The following is a 20,667-nucleotide window of genomic DNA, read 5'->3' as shown; positions in this document are numbered from 1 at the left end:
CCGCGGTAGGCTGTCGTGGTCGCCACCGACGTCGTCCCCGCGCCGGCACTCGCCCGCGTCGGTCGTATCCCGCTCCCACGTTGATTGGAGACACCCGTGCCCGAACTCGACCCGAACCTGCTGACGGTCTTCGACGAGGTCGCGCGCCGCAACCCCGGAGAGCGCGAGTTCCACCAGGCAGTGCGCGAAGTGCTCGAGAGCCTGGGGCCGGTGGTGGCGAAGCATTCCGAGTACGCCGACGCCGAGGTCATCCGACGGCTCTGCGAACCGGAGCGCCAGATCATCTTCCGCGTGCCGTGGACCGACGACGCCGGTCACGTGCAACTCAACCGCGGGTTCCGTGTCGAGTTCAACTCGGCGCTCGGGCCGTACAAGGGCGGCCTGCGCTTCCATCCGAGCGTCTACCTCGGCATCGTGAAGTTCCTCGGTTTCGAGCAGATCTTCAAGAACTCGCTCACCGGGCTGCCGATCGGCGGCGGAAAGGGCGGCAGCGACTTCGATCCGAAGGGCAAGTCCGACGCCGAGGTGATGCGGTTCTGCCAGTCGTTCATGACCGAGCTGTACCGCCACATCGGCGAGCACACGGATGTTCCGGCCGGCGACATCGGCGTCGGCGGACGCGAGCTCGGCTACCTGTTCGGCCAGTACAAGCGCATCACCAACAGATACGAGTCCGGCACGCTGACCGGTAAGGGCCTCACGTGGGGCGGATCGCAGGTGCGCACCGAGGCGACCGGCTACGGTGCCGTGTTCTTCGTCGACGAGATGCTGAAGGCATCCGGCGACTCCTTCGAGGGCAAGCGGGTCGTCGTCTCCGGCTCAGGCAACGTGGCCATCTACGCCATCGAGAAGGTGCACGAGCTCGGCGGCATCGCGATCGCCTGCTCGGACTCCGACGGTTACATCGTCGACGCGGCCGGAATCGATCTCGACCTGCTCAAGGAGATCAAGAACGGCCACCGGGGCAGGGTGAGCGAATACGCGCAGCGGCGTGGTTCTTCGGTGCACTACGTTGCGGGCGGCTCGATCTGGGACGTCGCCTGCGACATCGCGCTGCCGTGCGCCACGCAGAACGAACTCGACGCCGCCGCAGCAGCGAGCCTGATCGCCGGTGGATGCCGTATCGTCGCCGAGGGCGCCAACATGCCCACGACTCCGGATGCCATCCGCTTGCTGCGCGAGGCCGGCGTCGCGTTCGCCCCCGGCAAGGCCGCAAACGCGGGCGGTGTCGCAACCAGCGCGCTCGAGATGCAGCAGAACGCGTCGCGGGACTCGTGGACGTTCGACTACACGGAGGAACGGCTCGCCGAGATCATGCGATCCATCCACGACAGGTGCCTGGCGACGGCCGACGAATACGGCGCACCGGGCAACTACGTGGTGGGGGCGAACATCGCCGGCTTCACCCAGGTGGCCGACGCGATGCTGGCGCTCGGACTCATCTGAATCGGGCGTATCTGCGGCGCCGATCCGCGTCGCCGACCTGCATCGCCCCGGCGGGCCTCCACGACATGGCGCGCCGCCGTCGTCGGCACGAGGGGAATCTGTGCCGACGGCGGACGGTGGCCCTGTTCGGACGGCCCGTTCGGGTTGACCCGTTTCGGGTGACCGGGTTCGTAAAGTCGTTGTTCAGTTGACGAGGTGCCAGCCCAGAGAGAGGTCGAGCGCCACCGAGATCATCAGGTACATCAGCCACAGCCCCGTAGCAAGGTGCCAGAACCCGAGCGCGCGCTCGCCCAGCTTCACGCCGATCGCCGCGAAGAAGTCCGACGCGTAGATCAGTGCAAGGCCGACGAACAGCAGGCCGACGGCCCAGTCACCGGCGGCGAAGAACACGATCAGGCCGGTGACCGAGATGATGAAGAACGCCACGCACATACCGGCGTTCGGCCTCGGGTCGTTTCCGCGGTAGCGGTTGTAGCCGATCGCGAACCAGTGGATGCCGTATGCGGAGAACGCGAGCGCGGCCATGTAGAGCGGCGCGCCCTTGAACACTTGGAACCAGCTCAATCCGATGAAGAGGATGATCCCGGTCACGAGCTGACAGAAGCCGGGCATCCAGATTCCCCACACGCCTGTCGCTCGGTCGACGCGTTCGTCGCGCTTGGGCCATCCGAACAGCTCCTGTGGTCCGTAGATCAGGTAGCCGGTGCCGAGGCCGAAGAATCCGAGTGCCAGAGGTGGGAACATCGACACTGCGAAATGCATGGTGAACCTTCTTCTACTCAGTTCCCCTCGATCTCATAGTGACCCTGTTCCCAGACAACTTCAAGGGTTCGGTTCATGCGTGCGTATGCGAGCGCACGGGACGCGTTCGGCGATCAGCCGGCCCGACGAAGACGAGCCATCGGCGTCTCGGCACGCGGCGGCACGGCTAATCTCGAATCGGAGGATCCGGACCCCGGATCGTTCATGCAGATCGGGACACGTTCGACGCGAAGGAGCAGGCCGTGACGAACACGCTTCATCGCGACGGCGCTCCGCGCGCGCTGCGCCTCGCCTCGACAGGGCTTCCCGCCGATCGCCTCGGCCGTCCCCTCACCGACTTGCGCATCTCCGTCACCGATCGCTGCAACTTCCGTTGCGTGTACTGCATGCCGCGCGAGATCTTCGGCCGCGACTACGTGTTCATGCCCCGCGCAGAACTGCTCACGTTCGAGGAGATCGTACGCATCACGCGGATCGGCACACGGCTCGGCGTTCGCAAGGTGCGTCTCACCGGCGGCGAGCCGCTGCTGCGTCGGGGCATCGAGGATCTGATCGGCATGCTCTCCGAGCTGCGCACGAGAGACGACGCGCCGCTCGACATCGCCATGACAACGAACGGCTCGGCACTGGCGGTGAAGGCGCAGTCGCTGAAGGATGCCGGCCTGCACCGGATCACGGTCTCGCTCGACTCGCTCGACGACGCGACGTTCCGGCGCATGAACGACGTCGACTTCCCGCTCGAACGGGTGCTGCACGGCCTCGAGGCGGCGCATGAGGTCGGGCTGGGCCCGATCAAGATCAACATGGTCGTCAAACGGGGTCAGAACGATGAAGACGTGCTGCCGATGGCGGAGCACTTCCGTGGAACCGGTTACGTGCTGCGCTTCATCGAGTACATGGATGTGGGCGCGACGAACGGCTGGCGGCTCGACGAGGTGGTCCCCTCGCGCGAGATCGTGGAGCGCATCGGCGCTGCGCATCCGATCGAACCCTTGGCGCCGACCGCACCAGGGGAGACCGCGGCACGCTGGCGCTACCTCGACGGGTCGGGCGAGTTCGGCGTGATCTCCTCGGTGACGCAGCCGTTCTGCTCGACGTGCAACCGGGCACGGATCTCCGCCGACGGACGGCTTTACACCTGCCTTTTCGCCAGCGAGGGCACGGATCTGCGCGCCCTGCTGCGAAGCGGAGCGGACGACGGCGAACTGACCTCTGCACTGGCCGGCATCTGGTCGACCCGTGACGACCGGTACTCGCAATTGCGCTCGTCCTCCACCCCGGGCATCGCGGGGCACGGCCGCAAGGTCGAGATGTCGTACATCGGCGGCTGACCATCTGGCGTCCGACGCGGGCCCCGACACGATGAGCGCCGGGGACGCTGAGCCCTCGACACGGTGTCCCCTCGACACGGTGTGCCCTCGTCACGTTGTGCTCTGTTGCGATACCGGGGGCACGGGCGTATTCCTGAAAGATGGGCAGAGTCACGACCCGACGTCCAGTCGCCCGGCTGACGCTCGGCGCCGGCATCACAAGGCGCGAAGACACACTCGTGGTCGAGGAGCCGCTCGAGATCCGCGTGGGCGGACGCTCGCTCGCGGTCACGATGCGCACGCCAGGGCACGATGTCGAACTGGCCGCCGGATTCCTCGTCTCGGAAGGCGTCGTCAGCCGTGGCGAGCAGTTCGCCTCAGCGAGATTCTGCGCGGGCGACGCGGGTGTCGACAACACGTACAACGTGCTCGACGTGACGCTCGCGCCGGGCGTCGCGCCCCCCGCTCCCGAACTGGCCAGAGAGTTCTTCACGACGAGTTCGTGCGGACTCTGCGGCAAGGCGAGCATCGATGCGGTGCGAACGACATCCGCCTTTTCGGTGCAGGATGACCCGCTCCGCATCACCGCGGAGACACTCGCGGGGCTGCCCGGTCGGTTGCGAGCCGCGCAGGATGTGTTCGAGAAGACCGGAGGGCTGCACGCCGCAGGGTTGTATCGGGTGACCGACGACGAACTGGTCGTGGTGCGTGAAGACGTCGGCAGGCACAACGCCGTCGACAAGGTCGTCGGCTGGGCGCTCACCCACGACCTGCTCCCGCTGACCGGAACCGTGCTCATGGTCTCCGGCCGCGCGAGCTTCGAGCTGACGCAGAAGGCCCTCATGGCGGGCATCCCGATGCTTGCAGCTGTGTCGGCACCTTCGTCACTCGCCGTCGAGCTCGCGCTCGAAACGGGCATGAGCGTGGTCGGATTTTTGCGCGGGGAGTCCATGGTGGTCTACGCCGGCGCCCAGCGGATCATGCCAGTGCAGGAAACAGGGCCGGCGCAGGAAACAGGGCCGATGCAGGCGGAAGGAAGTGCGGCATGACGATCCACGAAGCCCCCAGTGAGCGCAAGACGGCGCACAAGGACGAGCCCAGCGAGCGCAAGGTCGACGACTCCGAGCACCTGGAGATCTCGCATCCCAAACACTGGGCGGCGGGCATCCCCGGCATCATGCACTCGGTCGGACCCGCCGTTCGCGAGATGGGCCCGTCGCGCGCCGCGAAGCTGCTGACGTCGATGAACCACAAGGACGGCTTCGACTGCATGAGCTGTGCGTGGCCGGATCCCTCGCACCGCAAGATCGCCGAGTTCTGCGAGAACGGGGCGAAGGCGGTCACCTGGGAGGCGACACCCGTCACCGTTCCGAGCTCGTTCTGGCAGGAGCATCCGATTCCCGTACTGCTGCAGAAGTCGGAGTACTGGCTGGGGATGCAGGGGCGTCTGGTCGAACCCGTCTACAAGGCGGCCGACAGCGATCACTATGTGCCGATCGGCTGGGACGACGCGTTCCGGAAGATCGCTCAGAAGCTGAACTCGCTCGAAAGCCCCGACCAGGCGGCGTTCTACACCAGCGGGCGCACCTCGAACGAGGCGGCATTCGCGTACCAGCTGTTCGCCCGGGCATATGGCACCAACAACCTGCCGGACTGCTCGAACATGTGCCACGAGTCCACCGGTGCCGCGCTCGGCGAGGTGATCGGTGTCGGAAAGTGCACGGTGACCTATGACGACTTCGCCAAGGCCGACCTGATCGTGATCATGGGGCAGAACCCTGGCACGAATCATCCGCGGATGCTGACCGCCCTCGAGGAGGCGAAGGACGCGGGCGCGAAGATCGTCGCCGTGAACCCCCTGCCGGAGGCGGGTCTGATGCGGTACAAGAACCCGCAGAAGGTCAGCGGATGGATCGGCGAGGGCACCGGTCTGGCCGACGACTTCCTGCAGATCAGGCTGAGCGGCGATCAGGCACTCGCGCAGGCCGTGGCCAAGCGCGTCATAGAGGCGGAGGATGCCGCCCCGGGCACCGTGCTCGACCACGACTTCATCGACCGCTACTGCCAGGGGTACGAGGAGTTCGCCGAGAGCCTGCGCTCGCTCGACGAGGTGGAGGTGCTGCGCGCGACGGGGCTCACCTCGGGCGAGATCGGCGGGCTCGCCGATCGCTACATTCACGCCGATCGCGTGATCATCACCTGGGCCATGGGCCTCACGCAGCACAAGCGCGCCGTGGCGACGATCAAGGACATCATGAACCTGCTGTTCCTGCGCGGGAACATCGGCAAGCCCGGGGCGGGGGCCTCCCCGATCCGCGGTCACAGCAACGTGCAGGGCGACCGCACGATGGGCATCTGGGAGAAGATGCCGCCCGCGTTCCTCGACAAGCTGCAGAATGAGTTCCATTTCGAGCCGCCGCGAGAGAACGGTGTCGACAGTGTCGACGGCATCCGTGCGCTCGCCGACGGGCGCATCAAGGTGTGGTTCGCGCTCGGCGGCAACCTGGTCGCCGCGATCTCCGACACGGATGCCGCCGAATCCGCCGTGCAGAAGGCGGAACTGACCGTGCAGGTTTCGACCAAACTCAACCGGTCGCACGCCGTCGTGGGGCGCGAGGCGATCATCCTGCCGACGATGGGGCGCACCGAGATCGACCTGCAGGCATCCGGCGAACAGTTCGTCTCCGTGGAAGACACGGTGTGCGCCGTGCATCCGTCGTGGGGCAAGGTCGACCCGGTGTCGTCGAACCTGCTGTCGGAGATCTCGATCATCACGCGGCTGGCCCGCGCGACACTCGGCGACAAGGTGGAGGTCGACTGGGCCGGGTTCGAGAGCGACTACGACCGCATCCGCGACCACATCGCGAACGTCTGCAGCGGATGTGACGACTACAACGTGAAGATCCGGCGAGAGGGCGGATTCGTGCTTCCGCACGGGCCGCGCGACTCGCGCACGTTCCCCACCGACACCGGCAAGGCGAAGTTCACGACCAACGAACTGCGGTACGTGCAGTGCCCCGCCGGCCGTCTGCTGCTGCAGACCATCAGGGCCCACGACCAGTTCAACACGACGATCTACAGCCTGAACGACAGGTACCGCGGCGTGAAGAAGGGTCGGGACGTGGTTTTCGTGAACCCGCTCGACATCGCCGAGCTGGGGCTGCAGGACGGGCAGCGCGTCGATGTGCACAGCGAGTACGACGACGGTGTCGACCGGGTGATCCGGGGATTCCGGCTGGTCTCGTATCCGACCGCTCGGGGCTGCGCCGCCGCATACTTCCCGGAGGCGAACCCGCTTGTTCCACTGGATGCGACGGCGGAGGTGAGCAACACTCCCGCGTCGAAGTCGGTGGTCGTGCGCATCGAGCGCGCGCTCACGTAGGGCCGGACGCCACCGATGCCTGGTCCCCGCCTGCGGGCGGGTGCACGCATCATCGATTCGAGTCCCTCCCACCGGAGGCCCGACCTGGCCAACCCCAGGCGATGCCGTCAACGGCCAGGAACGGTTCAGCTCCGACGGTCGACGGCGTCCGCCCGGTGAACGCTGCGACATCGCGATGGAGATGGGACTGATCGCTGAAACCGACCTCGGCAGCCACGCTTGCCGGTGGTTGCCCGACAGCCAGCCGATGTACTGCGTGGTCGAAGCGCACGAGCTTCGTCGCACGCTTCGGCGTCATTCCGACCTCCGACCGGAAGCGCTCCCATAGCCGGCGACGACTCCACCCCAGGTCGGCAGCCAACTGTTCGATCCGGATGGTGCCACGGGACTGCGTGACACGTTTCCACGCCCAGGCGATCTCGGGGGTCATGGGGCCGCCTGCCGAGAGCCGCTCGATCAGCCATCGCTCGGTGAGAGCGAACCGGGAAGCCCATGACGTGTGACCGGCGAGTTCGTCGATGAGCCCTGCAGCGTGTCGCCCCCACAGGTCCTCGAGTTCGAGAACGCCGTCGATCTCGGCAGCCACACCACCCAGGACAGCTCTGGCCACAGGGGGAGACAGTCGTAGCTGCAAGCATCCGAACGTCTGCAGTTGGGCAGAGCGGAGCACCTGGCCGAACCCCGGCGCCAACACGAGACTGCCACGCAACCGCTGCCCGGCTTCGTTCTCCACGGAGATGCTGCCATCGAACACGAGGATCAACGTCAGAGCGGGATGCGGGATCAGCCGCAACTGCGGCGGCGTGAGACCGCGATCCGTGAAGCCCGCCGCCCGTACGCCCGGGAGTGAGATCGGCCGCGACGGGGAGCTGACGTCCCACAAGAATCCGTCTGCGGGCCGGCGGCTGTCACCGCTGCCACCCCCGCGCTTCGAGTCGGCTCGAACGCCCGCCATACCGAAAAGCGTATGCGGGAACATTCGTACAAGCCAGGGCCGCCGCAGGAAGCCAGGCTCCCGGTATGACATCTTCCGCTGCCGTTCGGCCCGGCTCTCCCGCAACCGTTCATCACTTCGGACCCTCGGTACCCGCCGAGGACCGCATCATGACCGCTGACGGTGTCGGGTTCGCCGTGTTCGAAGACGGACCGCGCGACGGTGACCCCCTGCTCCTCATTCACGGGACGGCAGCGTCGTCACGATCGTGGGAGCCGTTACTCCCGCTCGCGGCGTCGGCCCATCGGGTCATCCGCATCGATCTTCCGGGCTGTGGTCGCTCGGCCATGCCAGAGACGCTGGACTATGAAGTCGCCACCGTGGCCCGGCAGATCGGCACGGTGCTCGACCGACTTGGTGTCGGTCCCGTCACGGCGGTCGGACACTCCAGCGGCGGGGTCTTCGCCACCGGTCTGGCCGAGGAACGCCCCGATGCGGTCTCGGCGCTGGCACTGATCGACACGGGACCGAGCATGGGTTCCTACATCGCCGAGGTTGTCGATCTACGCGGCGCCTCCTGGGCTCAGCTGACAGACGACCAACTGCGGCAGGCAATGAGCGATGGCTTCCATCCCGGCTTCGCCATCCCGCAGGACTATGTCGACCAGTTCCGGCAGCTCGACTTCGCCGTTTTCGGCGCAGTATCGGTCGCGATCCGTCGTTACCTCGGCGATCGCTCTCTGCCCGACCGTCTGGCGCCGATCGGCAAGCCTCTCATGGTGATCTTCGGGGAGCAGGATTCTCGCTGGAACCCGGCATCGGCCAACGACTTTCGAATCGTTCCCGACGCTCGCATCGAGTTGCTGGACGGGCTCGGACACTCGCCGAATCTCGAGGACCCGGAACGGGTCGCCCGGACACTCTTACCGTTCGCGGCCGGGCGGAGTCCGAGCATGGGGAATTGAGCCACCCGGGACGTTGGAGGGCGGGCCCTCCCGTACCCTGGAACGCGACATGGCGCATCTTCTCGGGGCCGAGGCCCTGCATCTCGAGTTCCCCACCAAGGTCGTCTTCGACTCCGTCTCGCTCGGCGTCAACGAGGGCGATCGCATCGGCATCGTCGGCCGCAACGGCGACGGCAAATCGTCGCTCCTGGCGATGCTGTCCGGCCGTCTGCGTCCGGACAGCGGGCGAGTCACGGTGCGGCGAGGAATCCGGATCGGGGTGCTCGATCAGGCCGACACGCTCGAGGATGCGCACACCGTGTCGCACGTCGTCGTCGGCGATACGCCCGAGCACGAATGGGCGGGCGATGCGCGCGTGCGCGACGTGATCTCGGGGCTGCTGCGGGACATCCAGTGGGATGCCATGATCGGCTCTCTGAGCGGAGGCCAGCGTCGGCGTGTGGCACTGGCGGCGCTTCTCGCCGACGAATGGGACGTGCTCGCACTCGACGAGCCCACGAACCACCTCGACGTCGAAGCGATCACGTGGCTCGCCGAGCACCTGAAGCGGCGGTGGTCGGCGAACGCGGCCGGCCTTCTGGTGGTGACACACGATCGCTGGTTCCTCGACGAGGTGTGCACAGCGACCTGGGAGGTGCACGACCGCGTCGTGGAACCGTTCGAGGGCGGATATGCGGCATACATCCTGCAGAGGGTCGAGCGCGATCGGATGGCCGCGGCATCCGAGGCGAAACGGCAGAATCTAGCCCGCAAGGAACTCGCCTGGTTGCGGCGCGGCGCGCCTGCGAGAACGTCGAAGCCGAAGTTCCGCATCGATGCGGCCAACGTGCTGATCGAGGACGTGCCGCCGATCCGCGACGCGGTGTCGCTGAAGTCGCTCGCAGTGGCACGGCTCGGCAAGGAGGTGGTCGATCTCGTCGGTGCTTCGGTGTCGTACCCGGCACGCGAGGGCGACTCGAGCGCCGAAGGCGACCACGAGGTGCTGCACGGTGTGGAGTGGCGGATCGCGCCGGGTGAGCGAACGGGCATCCTCGGCGTCAACGGCGCGGGAAAGTCGACCCTGCTCGGCCTGATCGCCGGCACGGTCGAACCGACCCGCGGCCGGGTCAAACACGGCAAGACGGTCAAGGTCGCCTCCCTCACGCAGCGCATGGACGAGCTCGACGAGCACCTGAACGACCCGGTGCGGATCGTTCTCGGAAGGCTGCGCACGACGTACACCATCGGCAGCGGGCCGAAGGCGCAGGAGCTCACGCCCGGTCAGATGCTCGAGCGACTCGGCTTCTCGTCCGCCCAGCTGTCGACGCCGGTGAAGGACCTCTCCGGAGGGCAGAAACGGCGGCTCCAGCTGCTGCTCATCCTGCTCGACGCGCCGAACGTGCTCATCCTCGACGAGCCGACCAACGACCTCGACACCGACATGCTCGCCGCGATCGAAGACCTGCTGGACTCCTGGCCCGGCACCCTGCTCGTCGTATCGCACGACAGGTACTTCATCGAGCGGGTCACCGATCAGCAGTTCGCGATTCTCGACCGCCGGTTGCGGCACCTTCCGGGAGGGGTGGACGAGTACCTGCGGCTGCGAGCGCTGGAGGAACGGCGGGATGCCGGTGCGGGCGGGACGGTTTCGACAAGCTCAACCGGCGGTAGGGGCGGGGCCGGCGGGAGCAGCTCGGTTTCGACAAGCTCAACCGGCGGGACGGGCGGAGCCGGCGGGACGGGCGGAGCCGGCGGGACGGGCGGAGCCGGCGGGACGGGCGGAGCCGGCGGGACGGGTCGGACTGGCGGGCTGACCGGTGCGGCGCTGCGCGACGCGCAGAAGGAGGTGGCGTCGATCGAGCGGCGCCTCGGAAAGCTGACCGGCCGCATCGACGCCGAACGCACGGCGCTTGCCGAGCACGACCAATCCGACTACACAGGACTGACCGCGAAGACGCATGCCATCGGCGAGCTCGAGCGGGAGGCCGAAGCACTCGAAGCACGCTGGTTCGAAGTGACCGAGGCGATCGGCTGAGCATCCGCTCGCTCTTCCTCACGCCGCTGCGACGCTCGGAGCGCGCTGTCGCGCCGCGCGGGACGCCGAATCCGCACGGGAGCCTCACTGCGATGCCGCCCGGCTGGAAGAAGGCTGCCGGCGATCATTCTCCGAGCTGCATCACGCGGGCGCCGTGCACCGGAGCGGAGACACGCACTGCCCGCAGCTGCCCCGCACTGAGAGCGATCTGCAGGTCGATCGCCGACTCCCGATCCTCCGCGAGGAAGGCGACCGTCGGCCCCGACCCGGAGACGAGGCCGGCAAGCGCTCCGTTGTTCTCCCCCAGCTCCAGCACACCGGCGAGTTCGTCGGAGAGGTGAATGGCCGGCGCCTGCAGGTCGTTCGCGAGGTTCTCGGCGAGCAGTGTCGGATCGCCTGCGCGCAATGCCTGAAGGAGCTCGGTACTCACCGACGGATGCTCGCCCACCGACCCGAGCTCGCTCGCGTGGCGCTTGCGATGAGCATCCAGCTCTCGGTAGACGGCCGGAGTGGAGAGTTCGCCGCGTGGCAGCACGAGTACCCAGTCGAATCGCCCCTGTGTGAGCACGGGACTCAATTCGTCGCCGCGACCCAGCCCGATGGCTGTACCGCCGGCGAGAGCGAACGGCACGTCTGCCCCGAGCTGCGCCGCCAGATCGTGGAGCTGCTCCCGCGGAAGCCCGGCGTTCCACAGCGTGTCGCACGCGACCAGCGTGGCCGCCGCATCCGCCGACCCCCCGCCCATGCCGCCTGCGATGGGAACGTTCTTCTCGATCTCGATCCGCACCCCGGCGCTCACGCCGGCCACGTCTGCCACGAGTTGGGCGGCCCGCACGGCGATGTTGCGCTCATCCGTCGGCAGGCCGGAGCCGTCGATCGGGCCGCTGAAGCTCAGGGTGATGTCGTCGGCCGCCCAGACGCGCACGTCCTCATAGAGCGAGACGGCCTGGTAGACGCTCGCGACGTCGTGGTATCCGTCGTCGCCGACAGCGCCCACACCGAGGTAGAGGTTCACCTTGCCAGGGGCGCGAGCGTGGACAGGCAGACCCAGGCCGGCGGACATCATGGTTCCAACCTAATGGCGGGGGCTGATTTCGATATGCCGGCTGCGACCGGCTACTCCGGCGGTAGCCACGACACCAGCCGGTCCCGCTGGTTGAGTAGCCCGCGCAGCGGGCTTATCGAAACCCGATCGCGTCGACAGGTCTGGTTTCGATACGCGGCCTCCGGCCGCTACTCAACCAGCGGAAAGGGCGCGGCCTCCGGCCGCTACTCAACCAGCGGAAAGGGCGGGGCGTCCGGCCGCCACTATCCGGGCGGTATGCGCGGTATCGCGGGGCTGGTTTCGATACGCCGGCTGCGCCGGCTACTCAGCCCGGCGGAATGCGCGGTATTTGCGCGAGGGCTACGAACTGGTCGGCCGTCAGTTCCTCGCCACGGGCCGTCGGAGCAAGTCCCGCCGCCTCCAATGTGGCGGAAGCGGTCGCCGAGTCGCCGAAGACGCCGGCCAGCGACTGCCGCAGCATCTTGCGGCGCTGGCCGAAGGCGGCATCCACGATGGCGAACATCCGTTGCCGCAACTCCTCGTCGCCCGGATGCTCGTGCCGTTCGAACGCGACCAGGATCGAGTCCACGTTGGGAACCGGCCAGAACACCTGCCGGGAGACGTGCCCCGCAGTGCGCCATGAGCCGTACCATGCGGCCTTCACACTCGGTGAGCCGTACACCTTCGACCCAGGATGAGCGGCCAGCCGCTGCCCCACCTCGGCCTGCACCATCACCACGCCCGATTCCAGCGTGGGCACGGTCTGCAGAAGGTGCAGCAGCACGGGCACCGACACGTTGTACGGCAGGTTCGCCACAAGGCGCAGCGGTGGGGCGGGCAGCGCGGTCAGGGCCGCGCCCTCGAGCGCAAGGGCGTCCTGATGCAGAACATGCAGCTGATCGGATGCCTCCGGTGCGAGCTGGCCGACCGTCACCGGCAGCTGCCGCGCCAGCCTTCCATCGATCTCGACCGCGACGACGGATGCCTCTGCCTCCAGCAGCCCCAGTGTCAGCGACCCGAGCCCCGGTCCGACCTCGATCACAACGTCGTGCGGCTGCACGTGCGCGACCCGCACGATGCGCCGCACGGTGTTCGCGTCGATCACGAAGTTCTGCCCGAGCTTCTTCGTCGGCGTCACATCGAGCAGCTCGGCGAGGTTGCGGATCTCCGCCGGTCCTAGGAGTTGCATGGCCCGTGCTTGATCACGCGATGATTCCGATCGGCGTCGTCGGGGGCGCAGCCACCGGTTCCGAGTCCCACTTGCCGTAGACGAGTTCCGTGTTCGACACGAGCTGCGCCGCGAGCACGGACACATCGGTGCCGGTCACCGAGGCCATGCCGCGAACGGTGTGCGGAATGAGGTACGGCGCATTCGGGCGCCCGCGGAACGGGGACGGCGTGAGGTAGGGGGCATCCGTCTCCACCAGCAGCAGCGAACGCGGCACGATCTCAAGCGCGTCGCGCAGATTCTGCGCATTCTTGAACGTGACGGTGCCTGCGAACGAGAGATACCAGCCGTTGTCTGCGCAGATCTCCGCCAGCCCGGTGTCGCCGGAGAAGCAGTGGAAAACCACCCGCTCGGGTGCTCCGACCCGCCTCAGTGCCGCGATCACGTCGTCGTGAGCGTCACGGTCGTGGATCTGCAGCGCGAGATCGTGACGCTTGGCCATCTCGATGTGGGCCTCGAACGACCGGAACTGCGCGGCCCGACCATTCTCATCCGTTCGGAAGAAGTCGAGGCCGGTCTCGCCGATGGCGCGCACCCGAGGGCGCGAGGCGAGTGAGTCGATCACGGCCAGGGCGTCGTCAAGCTCGCCCGCGGCATCCAACTCGGGGGCATCATTCGGGTGGATGGCCACCGCGGCCAGCATGCGCGGCTCGATCGCAGCGGTCTCCGCAGCCCAGATGGAGGAGGCCACGTCTGTTCCCACCTGCACGACGCCGCGAACGCCTACCGACGACGCTCGGTCGAGCTGTTCGCGATAGTCCAGCGCGTGGCCCTCCTCGATACGCCCGGGGCGCGCCGACGGATCGATGTGCGTGTGGTTGTCGTACACCGGCACCGTCAGGGGCGTCGGCAGCGGCGGATACGTCGGATCGCTGGGCATGAGGCTGGCGCCGATCCGCTACGCGACCACGGCCTGCTCGATGCGCGGGAAAAGGGCATCGAGCGCGGAGACGCGGATGCCGGCAGGCAACTGCCCCCACCTCCCCGCGTCGCGAAGCGGTTGCGCGGTCAACTCGCCCAGCGCCTCTTCGGCACCGAGCGCACGCCACAGCAGCTCCGTCGCCTTCGGAATCACGGGCGACAGCAGCACGGAGAGCGCGCGCAGCCCCTCCACGGCCGTGTAGAGCACGGTCTGAAGGCGTTCACGGTCGGCATCGTCCTTGGCCAGAGCCCACGGCTCCTGCTCCGTGATGTAGCCGTTCAACTCATCGACGATGGTCCAGATCGCGGCGAGCGCGTCGTGGATCGCGAAGCGCGCGATGGCGGCATCGGCATTCGCTGCGGCATCCGCGACCGTGCGCCGAATCATGCGGTCGGCATCCGTCGCGGCGCTCTCCAGCGACTCGGGCACCTCGCCGTCGAAGTAGCGCTGCAGCATGGCGACTACGCGCGAGGCGAGGTTGCCGAAGCCGTTGGCGAGTTCCGACTGGTAGCGGGCCGAAAGGTCTTCCCAGCTGAACGAGCCGTCTTGTCCGAAGGTGATGGCGCGCATGAAGTAGTAGCGGAAGGCATCCGACCCGAACGTGTCGGTGATCTGCGACGGCGCGATACCGGTCAGCTTGGACTTCGACATCTTCTCGCCGCCGACGAGCAGCCAGCCGTGGCCGAACACCTTGTGCGGCACGTCGACGCCGGCGGCCATCAGCATGGCCGGCCAGATGACGGCGTGGAACCGCGCGATGTCTTTGCCGACCAGGTGGTATGCGGGCCAGCGGCGGTCGAACAGCTCCTGGTCTGTGCCGTAACCGACCGCGGTGGTGTAGTTGAGCAGGGCGTCGAACCAGACGTAGACGACGTGCGATTCATCCCACGGCACCTTGATGCCCCAGTCGAAGCTCGACCGCGAGATGGAGAGGTCGGAGAGCCCCTGCCGCACGAACTGCACGATCTCGTTGCGCACGCTCTCCGGCTGCACGAAATCGGGACGCGACTCGTACAGGTCGAGCAGCTGCTGAGCGAACGCACTCATACGGAAGAAGTAGTTCTTCTCCTTGAGAATCTCGATCGGCCGCGAATGGATCTTGCACACCAGCTGCCCCTGGTACTCACCGCTGAGCGGCTCGTCGAGCTCGTCACGCTGCTTGTACTCCTCGCAGCCGACGCAGTAGTAGCCCTCGTACTCGCCGGCATAGATGTGGCCGTCGTCGTGCAGCTTCTGCAGGAACCGGGTCACGGCCTCTTCGTGCCGCTCGTCGGTGGTGCGGATGAAGTCGTCGTTGGCGATGTCGACGGTCTCCAGCAGTGGCTTCCAAGCGGATGCCACGAGCCGGTCAGCCCACTCCCGTGGCTCCAGCCCGTTCGCCGTGGCCGTGCGCAGAATCTTCTGACCGTGCTCGTCAGTGCCGGTCAGCAGCCACGTGTCGTCGCCGGCCTGACGGTGCCAGCGGGCGAGAACATCCGCGGCGACCTCGGTGTAGGCGTGCCCGATGTGCGGAACATCATTCACGTAGAAAATGGGCGTGGTGATGTAGAACGAGGCGCCGTCGGACATGCGTTCCATCCTAAATGGAGCGGATGCCCGGCCCGGGCCGCGTTACGGGTGCAGCTCAGCAGCGTGGAGTGGTGTCTTGACGAGCATGCGTGGGCCGACGATGTCGCTGTCGAAGCCGGAGCGGAGTACATCGAGGTGGCCCTGCTAGTCGACCGCGACGAGTACGAACGCAGGCTGAGAGCGAAGCATCCGGAACATGCGGTCGACGCGTACACGCAGCAGACCGTCTCCGCATCCGATGGCGAGCTGCTCGATCGAATCCGGCTGCACCTTGAAATGTATCTGGCCGATCGCCCGGCCACGATCCGTCTCGATACGAGTGGACTCGATCCGCATCAGGCGTACGGCCAGCTGATCGCGGTGCTCGGTCGCACGGGCGTTCCGCCACCGTGACGGCCGACCGTGCTGGCACCCTCTGGATGGCGGCATGCGCGATCCTGCCGCGGCCGGTCCCGCGCGGGGTGCCAGGCTCGGTCACGTGTTCAGCTGTCGCATAATGCGGGTCCGGCATTCATGGACCCGCTGCAACTTCTTATCGAAGATGGCGGATTGCACACAAGTGGCGGACACTCGGATCCACAGCGAAATCTCGAGGCGAATCCAACTGGCACAAGGGTCTTAGTGGAGGAAATCCCGTGGTCTACAACGACAACAGCGTCACTCAGCATGTCAGCGGCCACGGGAACATGGTCGCCGCGAGCGCTACTGGCGACGTGAGGCAGAAGCAGTCCCTATCCCCTGGAACTGACAACTCGGAGTTGCTCCGCGTGTTGAGTGAGATCGTCGCCACGAAGGATGAGCTTGGCCTCGCGGACGATGAAGCGACGACCCTGGCGAGCGAGGTCGAGCATGCCGTTGAACTCGCCAACGACCCCGACCAACAGCCCCATAGCCTTGCCCGAGTCGTGCGGTCGATCCAGGGACTCCTCGCTCCGGTTGCTCTATCGGCCGCGACAACCGCCTCGAGTGAACTCGCAAAGCACTATATCGATGCACTCCTGCGCCTCATGCATCAGCAGGAAGTCCACGACCCTTGGCGCTGGGCGGCAGGAAGGGTCATGCTGGCTCTGCGTAGGCGCGGAGTGCCTTCACCGGCTTCAGGTGTGGTGCAGCACGTTCAACACGCCCAGCTGAACACCCAACTATTTGCCGGTCACGCCCGAGCCGCCCTACTGGAAGCTGCGACACTCTAGATCGGACGTCGGTTCGATCGGCACCATGTACTCGCCGACGATATCGGCGTTCTCTGTTCCGCTCATTGCTCTACCTCCGTGCTGATCACCATCGAGGGGTTTCCCCGATACGCAGCGCATTCGTGCATCGAGCCAAACGAGGTCTATCAACCACGGCATCGACGTGACCCTGACACGGCCGCTACCGATCAGCCTCACCGAGGGTGACGGCGTTCGCGTGCCGGTTTCCACCGCGGGAGAGTCGGTGCCGGGTGCGTTGCCCTGACGAGGCGGGGATCGGTGCGACGCCGGAGGGAGCAACGAAGCTGGCCCGGGTGCCGAGGCGTTCGGGGTTGTCCGCCGATCCAGCCGCGCGCGACGCACTGCCCGACTGGGCTGTCGTGGCGCAAGGGCTGCTCGCACGCCTTCGAACCAACGCCGGCAATCACCCCGGCTCACCACGATTCCAGCATCTCGAACACGAGCTACGCACCGTCAGCACCAAAGCCGTGGCGCGGTGGCCCCGGTACGACATCGCCACCAGCCAGGCGGGCGCCAAACGGGTGCGCTCTCCCTCGGGCCGGGAACAACCGCTCACCTACGCCTCCTTCCGCGTGGCTACCAGCCGGAGCAGATCCTCACCATTTGCCGACCGGCCTGACCGCCCGCCGCCGTCATCGAAGGTGAAGTTCGCGGGGGCGATGTCGTTGCGGGCGGACCCTGTGCCGGCTTCAGTTCGGGAGTGCGCTTTCGACGACACTCCTGACGATTTGGATGTCGACATCCGAACTGATGGCGTCGGGCCGGGGAGAGTCGTGACCGGCGATCGGCGGATCGACTCGGAGAAGTGTCCTCATGATGCGTGGCAGCGCGGTTCGGCCGAGGAGGTCGAGTGCGACTGCGTCTGCTCGTTCGAAATCGAATCCGTAGCGGGCGCGAAGGAAGGAGGCGAGCCGACGGGCGGTGGTCGTGAACATGGCGTCGAAGTACGTCGTCGCGATTTCTGGAGCCCGATCAGCCTCGGCGACGCAGAGACGACAGGTTCGCACCTGCGCCTCCCAGGTCATCAGTTGCAGGAACCGTGCGCAGAACAGCGTGACCGCGTCGGCGCTCTCCGGCGCGTAGTCCTCGGGCGTGCCGAGTTTGGAAAGAAACAGGCCTCGGATGACCTCCAGAACCGCGCCGAAGAGCACATCCTTGCTCTCGAAATGCGCGTAGAGGGACCTTTTCGAAGTGCTGGCTTTCAGCGCGACCGCATCCATCGAAGCGCGCTCGTAACCCGCATCGAGGAACACGTCTTTCGCTGACAGCAGGATGTGCAGCCGAAGCTCATCGCCGCGGCGCTGCCGAGAGTTCCGCGGCTCCGCAACGACGGTGGCGGATGGGTCCGGCACCGGCAACCTCCTAAGTAAACGGTACGGTAGAGTATATTTAGATGTATTGCGAATGATCTTGCATGCCATTGCCGCTGTGAGACACCGGATTTCTAACCAGATGAAAGAGGCACTGTATGTCCGACAAAACTTGCTCCGATCCTGCGGCAGTCGCTCGCAGGTTCTACGACGCCCTCGGTACCGGGGACCTGTCCCTTGTCGACGTTACCCTCGGTGCTCAGTGGGAATCGATTCCTGCTTTGCGAACCGGTGGTGGCCCGGACGGGTGGAAGGCAAGCATCAGCCATCTCCGCGGAGTCTTCACCGGTCTCACCGTCACCATTGACGACGTCGTCGCCTCGGGGGATCTCGTGGCCGTTCGAACAACCAATCGCGGCACACATGCCGGGGAACTCCTCGGGGTGGCCGCGACCGGAAAGCTGATCGAGTTCCGCGCGTCCGACGTGCACCGCTTCGAGGATGGCCTCATCGTTCAGACGTGGCACCTTGAGGACTATTTCGGCATCGCTCTTCAGTTGGGACTGTCTTTCGCCCCGGCACTTTCGCCGGATGCCACCGAGACTGGGCGGACCGATTCATGAGTCTGAATGGGAAAACGGCCTTTGTCACCGGGGCCGCGCGCGGCATCGGGCTGGCGTACGTCGAACGGCTCCTCGCCGATGGCGCCACCGTCGTCGGAGTCGATCTGCACGATCCGAGTGAGGCTCTCGCTGACCTTCCCGGAGAAGCAGAGCGATTGGGCCTCAGTTGCGACATCAGCGATCCCGACCAAGTCGGCCGCACCGTCGCAAAGGTCCTCGACCGCTTCGGCCGCGTTGACATCCTGGTCAACAATGCCGGAATCTTCCCCACCGGAACTCTTGATTCCGTGACCCTCGACGTCTGGCGGCGAGTTCAGGCGGTCAACGTCGAACCGATCCTCCGGTTTTCTCAAGAGTTTGCGCCCGGGATGGCCGAAAACGGATGGGGTCGTATCGTCAACACTGGTTCCGCGAACACACTCCTCGGTCAAAAGGACCTTGCCTACCTGACCAGCAAGGCCGCGGTCCACGGTTTGACCCGGGCTCTCGCGAACGAACTCGGAGACGGTGGCATCACCGTCAACGCGATCGCCCCGAGCGTCGTGGCCACAGGCGGTTTCATCGACCGGGCTCGCACGAGCGGCCCTACCGCAGAGGAGATCTTCTCGCGCGTCACCTCGATGCAGACGATAAAGCGTCCGTCCGCTCCAGAGGATCTCGCTCATATGCTCGGATTCCTTGTCTCCGACCAGGCCGGCTTCATTACCGGCCAAATCCTTCATGTCGACGGCGGCCTGACCAGAACGGGAGCCTGAGCGTGGCCGTCTCGACCGAGAAGGCTTCCGACTCGCACGCGGGTCGTGAAGACAACTCCGACAGTGTTGCCAGGATCGCAGACAACTTCAGCACGTCGCCGAGATCACCTGTGCTCCGAACGCCTGCGGACCATGGTCTCGCCTTCGAGAACGTCACGTTTGCCTCCGAGGACGGACTCCCTCTCGAGGGGTGGTTCGTCCCGGCCGAATCCGCCGACACCATCGTCATCGTCAACCACCCGCGGTGGTTCAGCCGATCCGGACTGCCCGCCAGCGTCGAACCGTGGAGATCGATGACAATCGACACGGGCAACAACATCGATGTCGACCTCACTCCGGACATTGTCCTTCTCCATGACGCCGGCTACCACGTTCTCGCCTACGACCTCCGAAACTTCGGCCTCAGCTCCGGCGCCAACGGTGGTCTGACTAGCGGCGGTATCCACGAGGCCCGCGACGTCATCGGCTCACTGCGTTACGTCGACTCTCGGCCCGACCTTCACGAGCTGAAAATCGCGCTCTTCAGCCGGTGCCTCGGAGCGAACGCAACCCTTTTCGCCATGGAACGGGCGCCGCGTGAATTCGAGGCCGTGCGGTGCCTGGTGGCGTGCCAGCCGCTGTCACCGCGCTACGTCCTCGAGCGGAGCCTCGAACGCACCGGCGTCCCCCGTTCGGTCATCCACGCGGTGGACCAGCAGATCCGCCTTCGGACCAGTTTCGGTCTTGACGACATGTCGCCACTTCGCGCCGCCAGTATCGTTCAGGTGCCCGCCCTGGTCTATCAGGTGCGCGATGACCTCATGACGCGGCCCGTGGACGTGCAGGCAATCTTCGACGCCATTCCTCAACCCGACACGAAGAAGAAGCTGGTGTGGATCGACGGCACGACGCGGCGCTGGGACGGGTACCTCCAATTCCAGCGCCATCCGGACGTGGTCCTCGACTGGTTGAACACCTTCACCCGGTAGGCGCACTGGCCATGGGTGTTCGCCGCCACTCACGCGCTTCCCACCTGAACGTTTCGACGACGCGCGCACGGGAGCGCACGCGCGGTGCCGAATTTGATCGCTCCGTGGTCGATATTGAGCGGCGTTCACCATCCGGAACGGGCGGGCGACGCTTAGCCTGGATCCACCGATTGAGCGTGGGGTGGTGTCGGCGCGTTAAGCGGAGAATGCCTGTCTGATC

The 20,667-nt window shown here is 66.4% G+C and carries 19 protein-coding genes and 1 pseudogene; 12 read left to right on the top strand and 8 right to left on the bottom strand.

Annotation, left to right across the window (positions count from 1 at the left end; genetic code table 11):
* Positions 1 to 96 precede the first annotated feature (96 nt).
* Complete coding sequence (gene gdhA / locus ACYVDK_RS10835; protein WP_460521552.1) at positions 97 to 1,446, top strand: glutamate dehydrogenase; 1,350 nt, start codon at positions 97 to 99, stop codon at positions 1,444 to 1,446.
* A 183-nt stretch (positions 1,447 to 1,629) separates the two neighbouring features.
* On the opposite strand, the gene ACYVDK_RS10830 is transcribed toward gdhA, so the two are convergent.
* Positions 1,630 to 2,208 (bottom strand): hypothetical protein, encoded by a 579-nt coding sequence (locus ACYVDK_RS10830; protein WP_460521550.1) that lies wholly within the window; start codon positions 2,206 to 2,208, stop codon positions 1,630 to 1,632.
* A gap of 242 nt (positions 2,209 to 2,450) precedes the next feature.
* Here ACYVDK_RS10830 and moaA point away from each other — a divergent pair, with 242 nt between their 5' ends.
* From moaA to ACYVDK_RS10815, 3 genes are all read left to right on the top strand, one after another.
* Entirely contained in the window at positions 2,451 to 3,539 is a 1,089-nt protein-coding gene (gene moaA / locus ACYVDK_RS10825; RefSeq protein ID WP_460521548.1) for a GTP 3',8-cyclase MoaA, read from the top strand.
* Positions 3,540 to 3,679: 140 nt separating this feature from the next.
* Positions 3,680 to 4,567, top strand: a complete 888-nt coding sequence (gene fdhD / locus ACYVDK_RS10820; protein ID WP_460521546.1) for a formate dehydrogenase accessory sulfurtransferase FdhD — start codon at positions 3,680 to 3,682, stop codon at positions 4,565 to 4,567.
* A complete protein-coding gene (locus tag ACYVDK_RS10815) occupies positions 4,564 to 6,900 on the top strand; it encodes an FdhF/YdeP family oxidoreductase (protein ID WP_460521544.1) in 2,337 nt (778 codons plus the stop codon). Before fdhD ends, ACYVDK_RS10815 begins: the two co-directional genes overlap by 4 nt.
* A gap of 49 nt (positions 6,901 to 6,949) precedes the next feature.
* Here the strand turns inward: ACYVDK_RS10815 and ACYVDK_RS10810 are convergent, their stop codons facing one another.
* Positions 6,950 to 7,855, bottom strand: a complete 906-nt coding sequence (locus ACYVDK_RS10810; RefSeq protein WP_460521542.1) for a helix-turn-helix domain-containing protein — start codon at positions 7,853 to 7,855, stop codon at positions 6,950 to 6,952.
* A 149-nt stretch (positions 7,856 to 8,004) separates the two neighbouring features.
* Between ACYVDK_RS10810 and ACYVDK_RS10805 the strand changes: the two genes are divergently transcribed.
* Both ACYVDK_RS10805 and ACYVDK_RS10800 read left to right on the top strand, forming a co-directional pair.
* Positions 8,005 to 8,799 (top strand): alpha/beta fold hydrolase, encoded by a 795-nt coding sequence (locus tag ACYVDK_RS10805; protein ID WP_460521540.1) that lies wholly within the window; start codon positions 8,005 to 8,007, stop codon positions 8,797 to 8,799.
* Between the two features lie 49 nt (positions 8,800 to 8,848).
* The gene (locus ACYVDK_RS10800; RefSeq protein ID WP_460521538.1) at positions 8,849 to 10,813 is read left to right on the top strand and encodes an ABC-F family ATP-binding cassette domain-containing protein; all 1,965 of its coding nucleotides are present in this window, start codon (positions 8,849 to 8,851) and stop codon (positions 10,811 to 10,813) included.
* A 124-nt stretch (positions 10,814 to 10,937) separates the two neighbouring features.
* Here the strand turns inward: ACYVDK_RS10800 and ACYVDK_RS10795 are convergent, their stop codons facing one another.
* The 4 genes from ACYVDK_RS10795 to metG form a co-directional block, all read right to left on the bottom strand.
* Positions 10,938 to 11,879: a 4-(cytidine 5'-diphospho)-2-C-methyl-D-erythritol kinase gene (locus ACYVDK_RS10795; protein ID WP_460521536.1), complete on the bottom strand. Its 942-nt coding sequence runs from the start codon at positions 11,877 to 11,879 to the stop codon at positions 10,938 to 10,940.
* 304 nt (positions 11,880 to 12,183) lie between these two features.
* Positions 12,184 to 13,047, bottom strand: a complete 864-nt coding sequence (gene rsmA / locus ACYVDK_RS10790) for a ribosomal RNA small subunit methyltransferase A (RefSeq protein WP_460521534.1) — start codon at positions 13,045 to 13,047, stop codon at positions 12,184 to 12,186.
* Positions 13,048 to 13,060: 13 nt separating this feature from the next.
* Positions 13,061 to 13,966: a TatD family hydrolase gene (locus tag ACYVDK_RS10785; RefSeq protein WP_460521532.1), complete on the bottom strand. Its 906-nt coding sequence runs from the start codon at positions 13,964 to 13,966 to the stop codon at positions 13,061 to 13,063.
* Between the two features lie 18 nt (positions 13,967 to 13,984).
* Complete coding sequence (gene metG, locus ACYVDK_RS10780; RefSeq protein ID WP_460521530.1) at positions 13,985 to 15,577, bottom strand: methionine--tRNA ligase; 1,593 nt, start codon at positions 15,575 to 15,577, stop codon at positions 13,985 to 13,987.
* A 63-nt stretch (positions 15,578 to 15,640) separates the two neighbouring features.
* Here metG and ACYVDK_RS10775 point away from each other — a divergent pair, with 63 nt between their 5' ends.
* Together ACYVDK_RS10775 and ACYVDK_RS10770 are read left to right on the top strand one after the other, a co-directional pair.
* Positions 15,641 to 15,970, top strand: coding sequence for a hypothetical protein (locus tag ACYVDK_RS10775; protein WP_460521528.1), 330 nt, complete (start codon positions 15,641 to 15,643; stop codon positions 15,968 to 15,970).
* 242 nt (positions 15,971 to 16,212) lie between these two features.
* Positions 16,213 to 16,770 (top strand): hypothetical protein, encoded by a 558-nt coding sequence (locus ACYVDK_RS10770; RefSeq protein ID WP_460521526.1) that lies wholly within the window; start codon positions 16,213 to 16,215, stop codon positions 16,768 to 16,770.
* Positions 16,771 to 16,951: 181 nt separating this feature from the next.
* On the opposite strand, the gene ACYVDK_RS10765 is transcribed toward ACYVDK_RS10770, so the two are convergent.
* Positions 16,952 to 17,185: a transposase gene (locus ACYVDK_RS10765; protein ID WP_460521524.1), complete on the bottom strand. Its 234-nt coding sequence runs from the start codon at positions 17,183 to 17,185 to the stop codon at positions 16,952 to 16,954.
* On the opposite strand from ACYVDK_RS10765, the pseudogene ACYVDK_RS10760 reads away from it, so the two are divergent.
* Positions 17,085 to 17,363 (top strand): annotated as a pseudogene (locus ACYVDK_RS10760) (MmyB family transcriptional regulator); the annotation flags it as partial. The gene ACYVDK_RS10765 and the pseudogene ACYVDK_RS10760 sit on opposite strands and share 101 nt — an antisense overlap.
* 117 nt (positions 17,364 to 17,480) lie before the next feature.
* Here the strand turns inward: ACYVDK_RS10760 and ACYVDK_RS10755 are convergent.
* Positions 17,481 to 18,143 carry a TetR/AcrR family transcriptional regulator gene (locus ACYVDK_RS10755; protein WP_460521522.1) on the bottom strand — a complete coding sequence of 221 codons (663 nt, stop codon included), beginning with the start codon at positions 18,141 to 18,143 and terminating at the stop codon, positions 17,481 to 17,483.
* 116 nt (positions 18,144 to 18,259) lie between these two features.
* On the opposite strand from ACYVDK_RS10755, the gene ACYVDK_RS10750 reads away from it, so the two are divergent.
* The 3 genes from ACYVDK_RS10750 to ACYVDK_RS10740 all read left to right on the top strand — a co-directional run bounded on the left by ACYVDK_RS10750 (position 18,260) and on the right by ACYVDK_RS10740 (position 20,447).
* Positions 18,260 to 18,724 (top strand): ester cyclase, encoded by a 465-nt coding sequence (locus ACYVDK_RS10750; RefSeq protein ID WP_460521520.1) that lies wholly within the window; start codon positions 18,260 to 18,262, stop codon positions 18,722 to 18,724.
* Positions 18,721 to 19,479, top strand: coding sequence for an SDR family NAD(P)-dependent oxidoreductase (locus tag ACYVDK_RS10745; protein ID WP_460521518.1), 759 nt, complete (start codon positions 18,721 to 18,723; stop codon positions 19,477 to 19,479). Before ACYVDK_RS10750 ends, ACYVDK_RS10745 begins: the two co-directional genes overlap by 4 nt.
* Before the next feature lie 293 nt (positions 19,480 to 19,772).
* The gene (locus ACYVDK_RS10740) at positions 19,773 to 20,447 is read left to right on the top strand and encodes an alpha/beta hydrolase family protein (protein WP_460521516.1); all 675 of its coding nucleotides are present in this window, start codon (positions 19,773 to 19,775) and stop codon (positions 20,445 to 20,447) included.
* Positions 20,448 to 20,667: the final 220 nt, after the last annotated feature.

Source organism: Humibacter antri (genome assembly GCF_054777235.1).
This window is presented reverse-complemented; position numbering and strand designations above follow the sequence as displayed.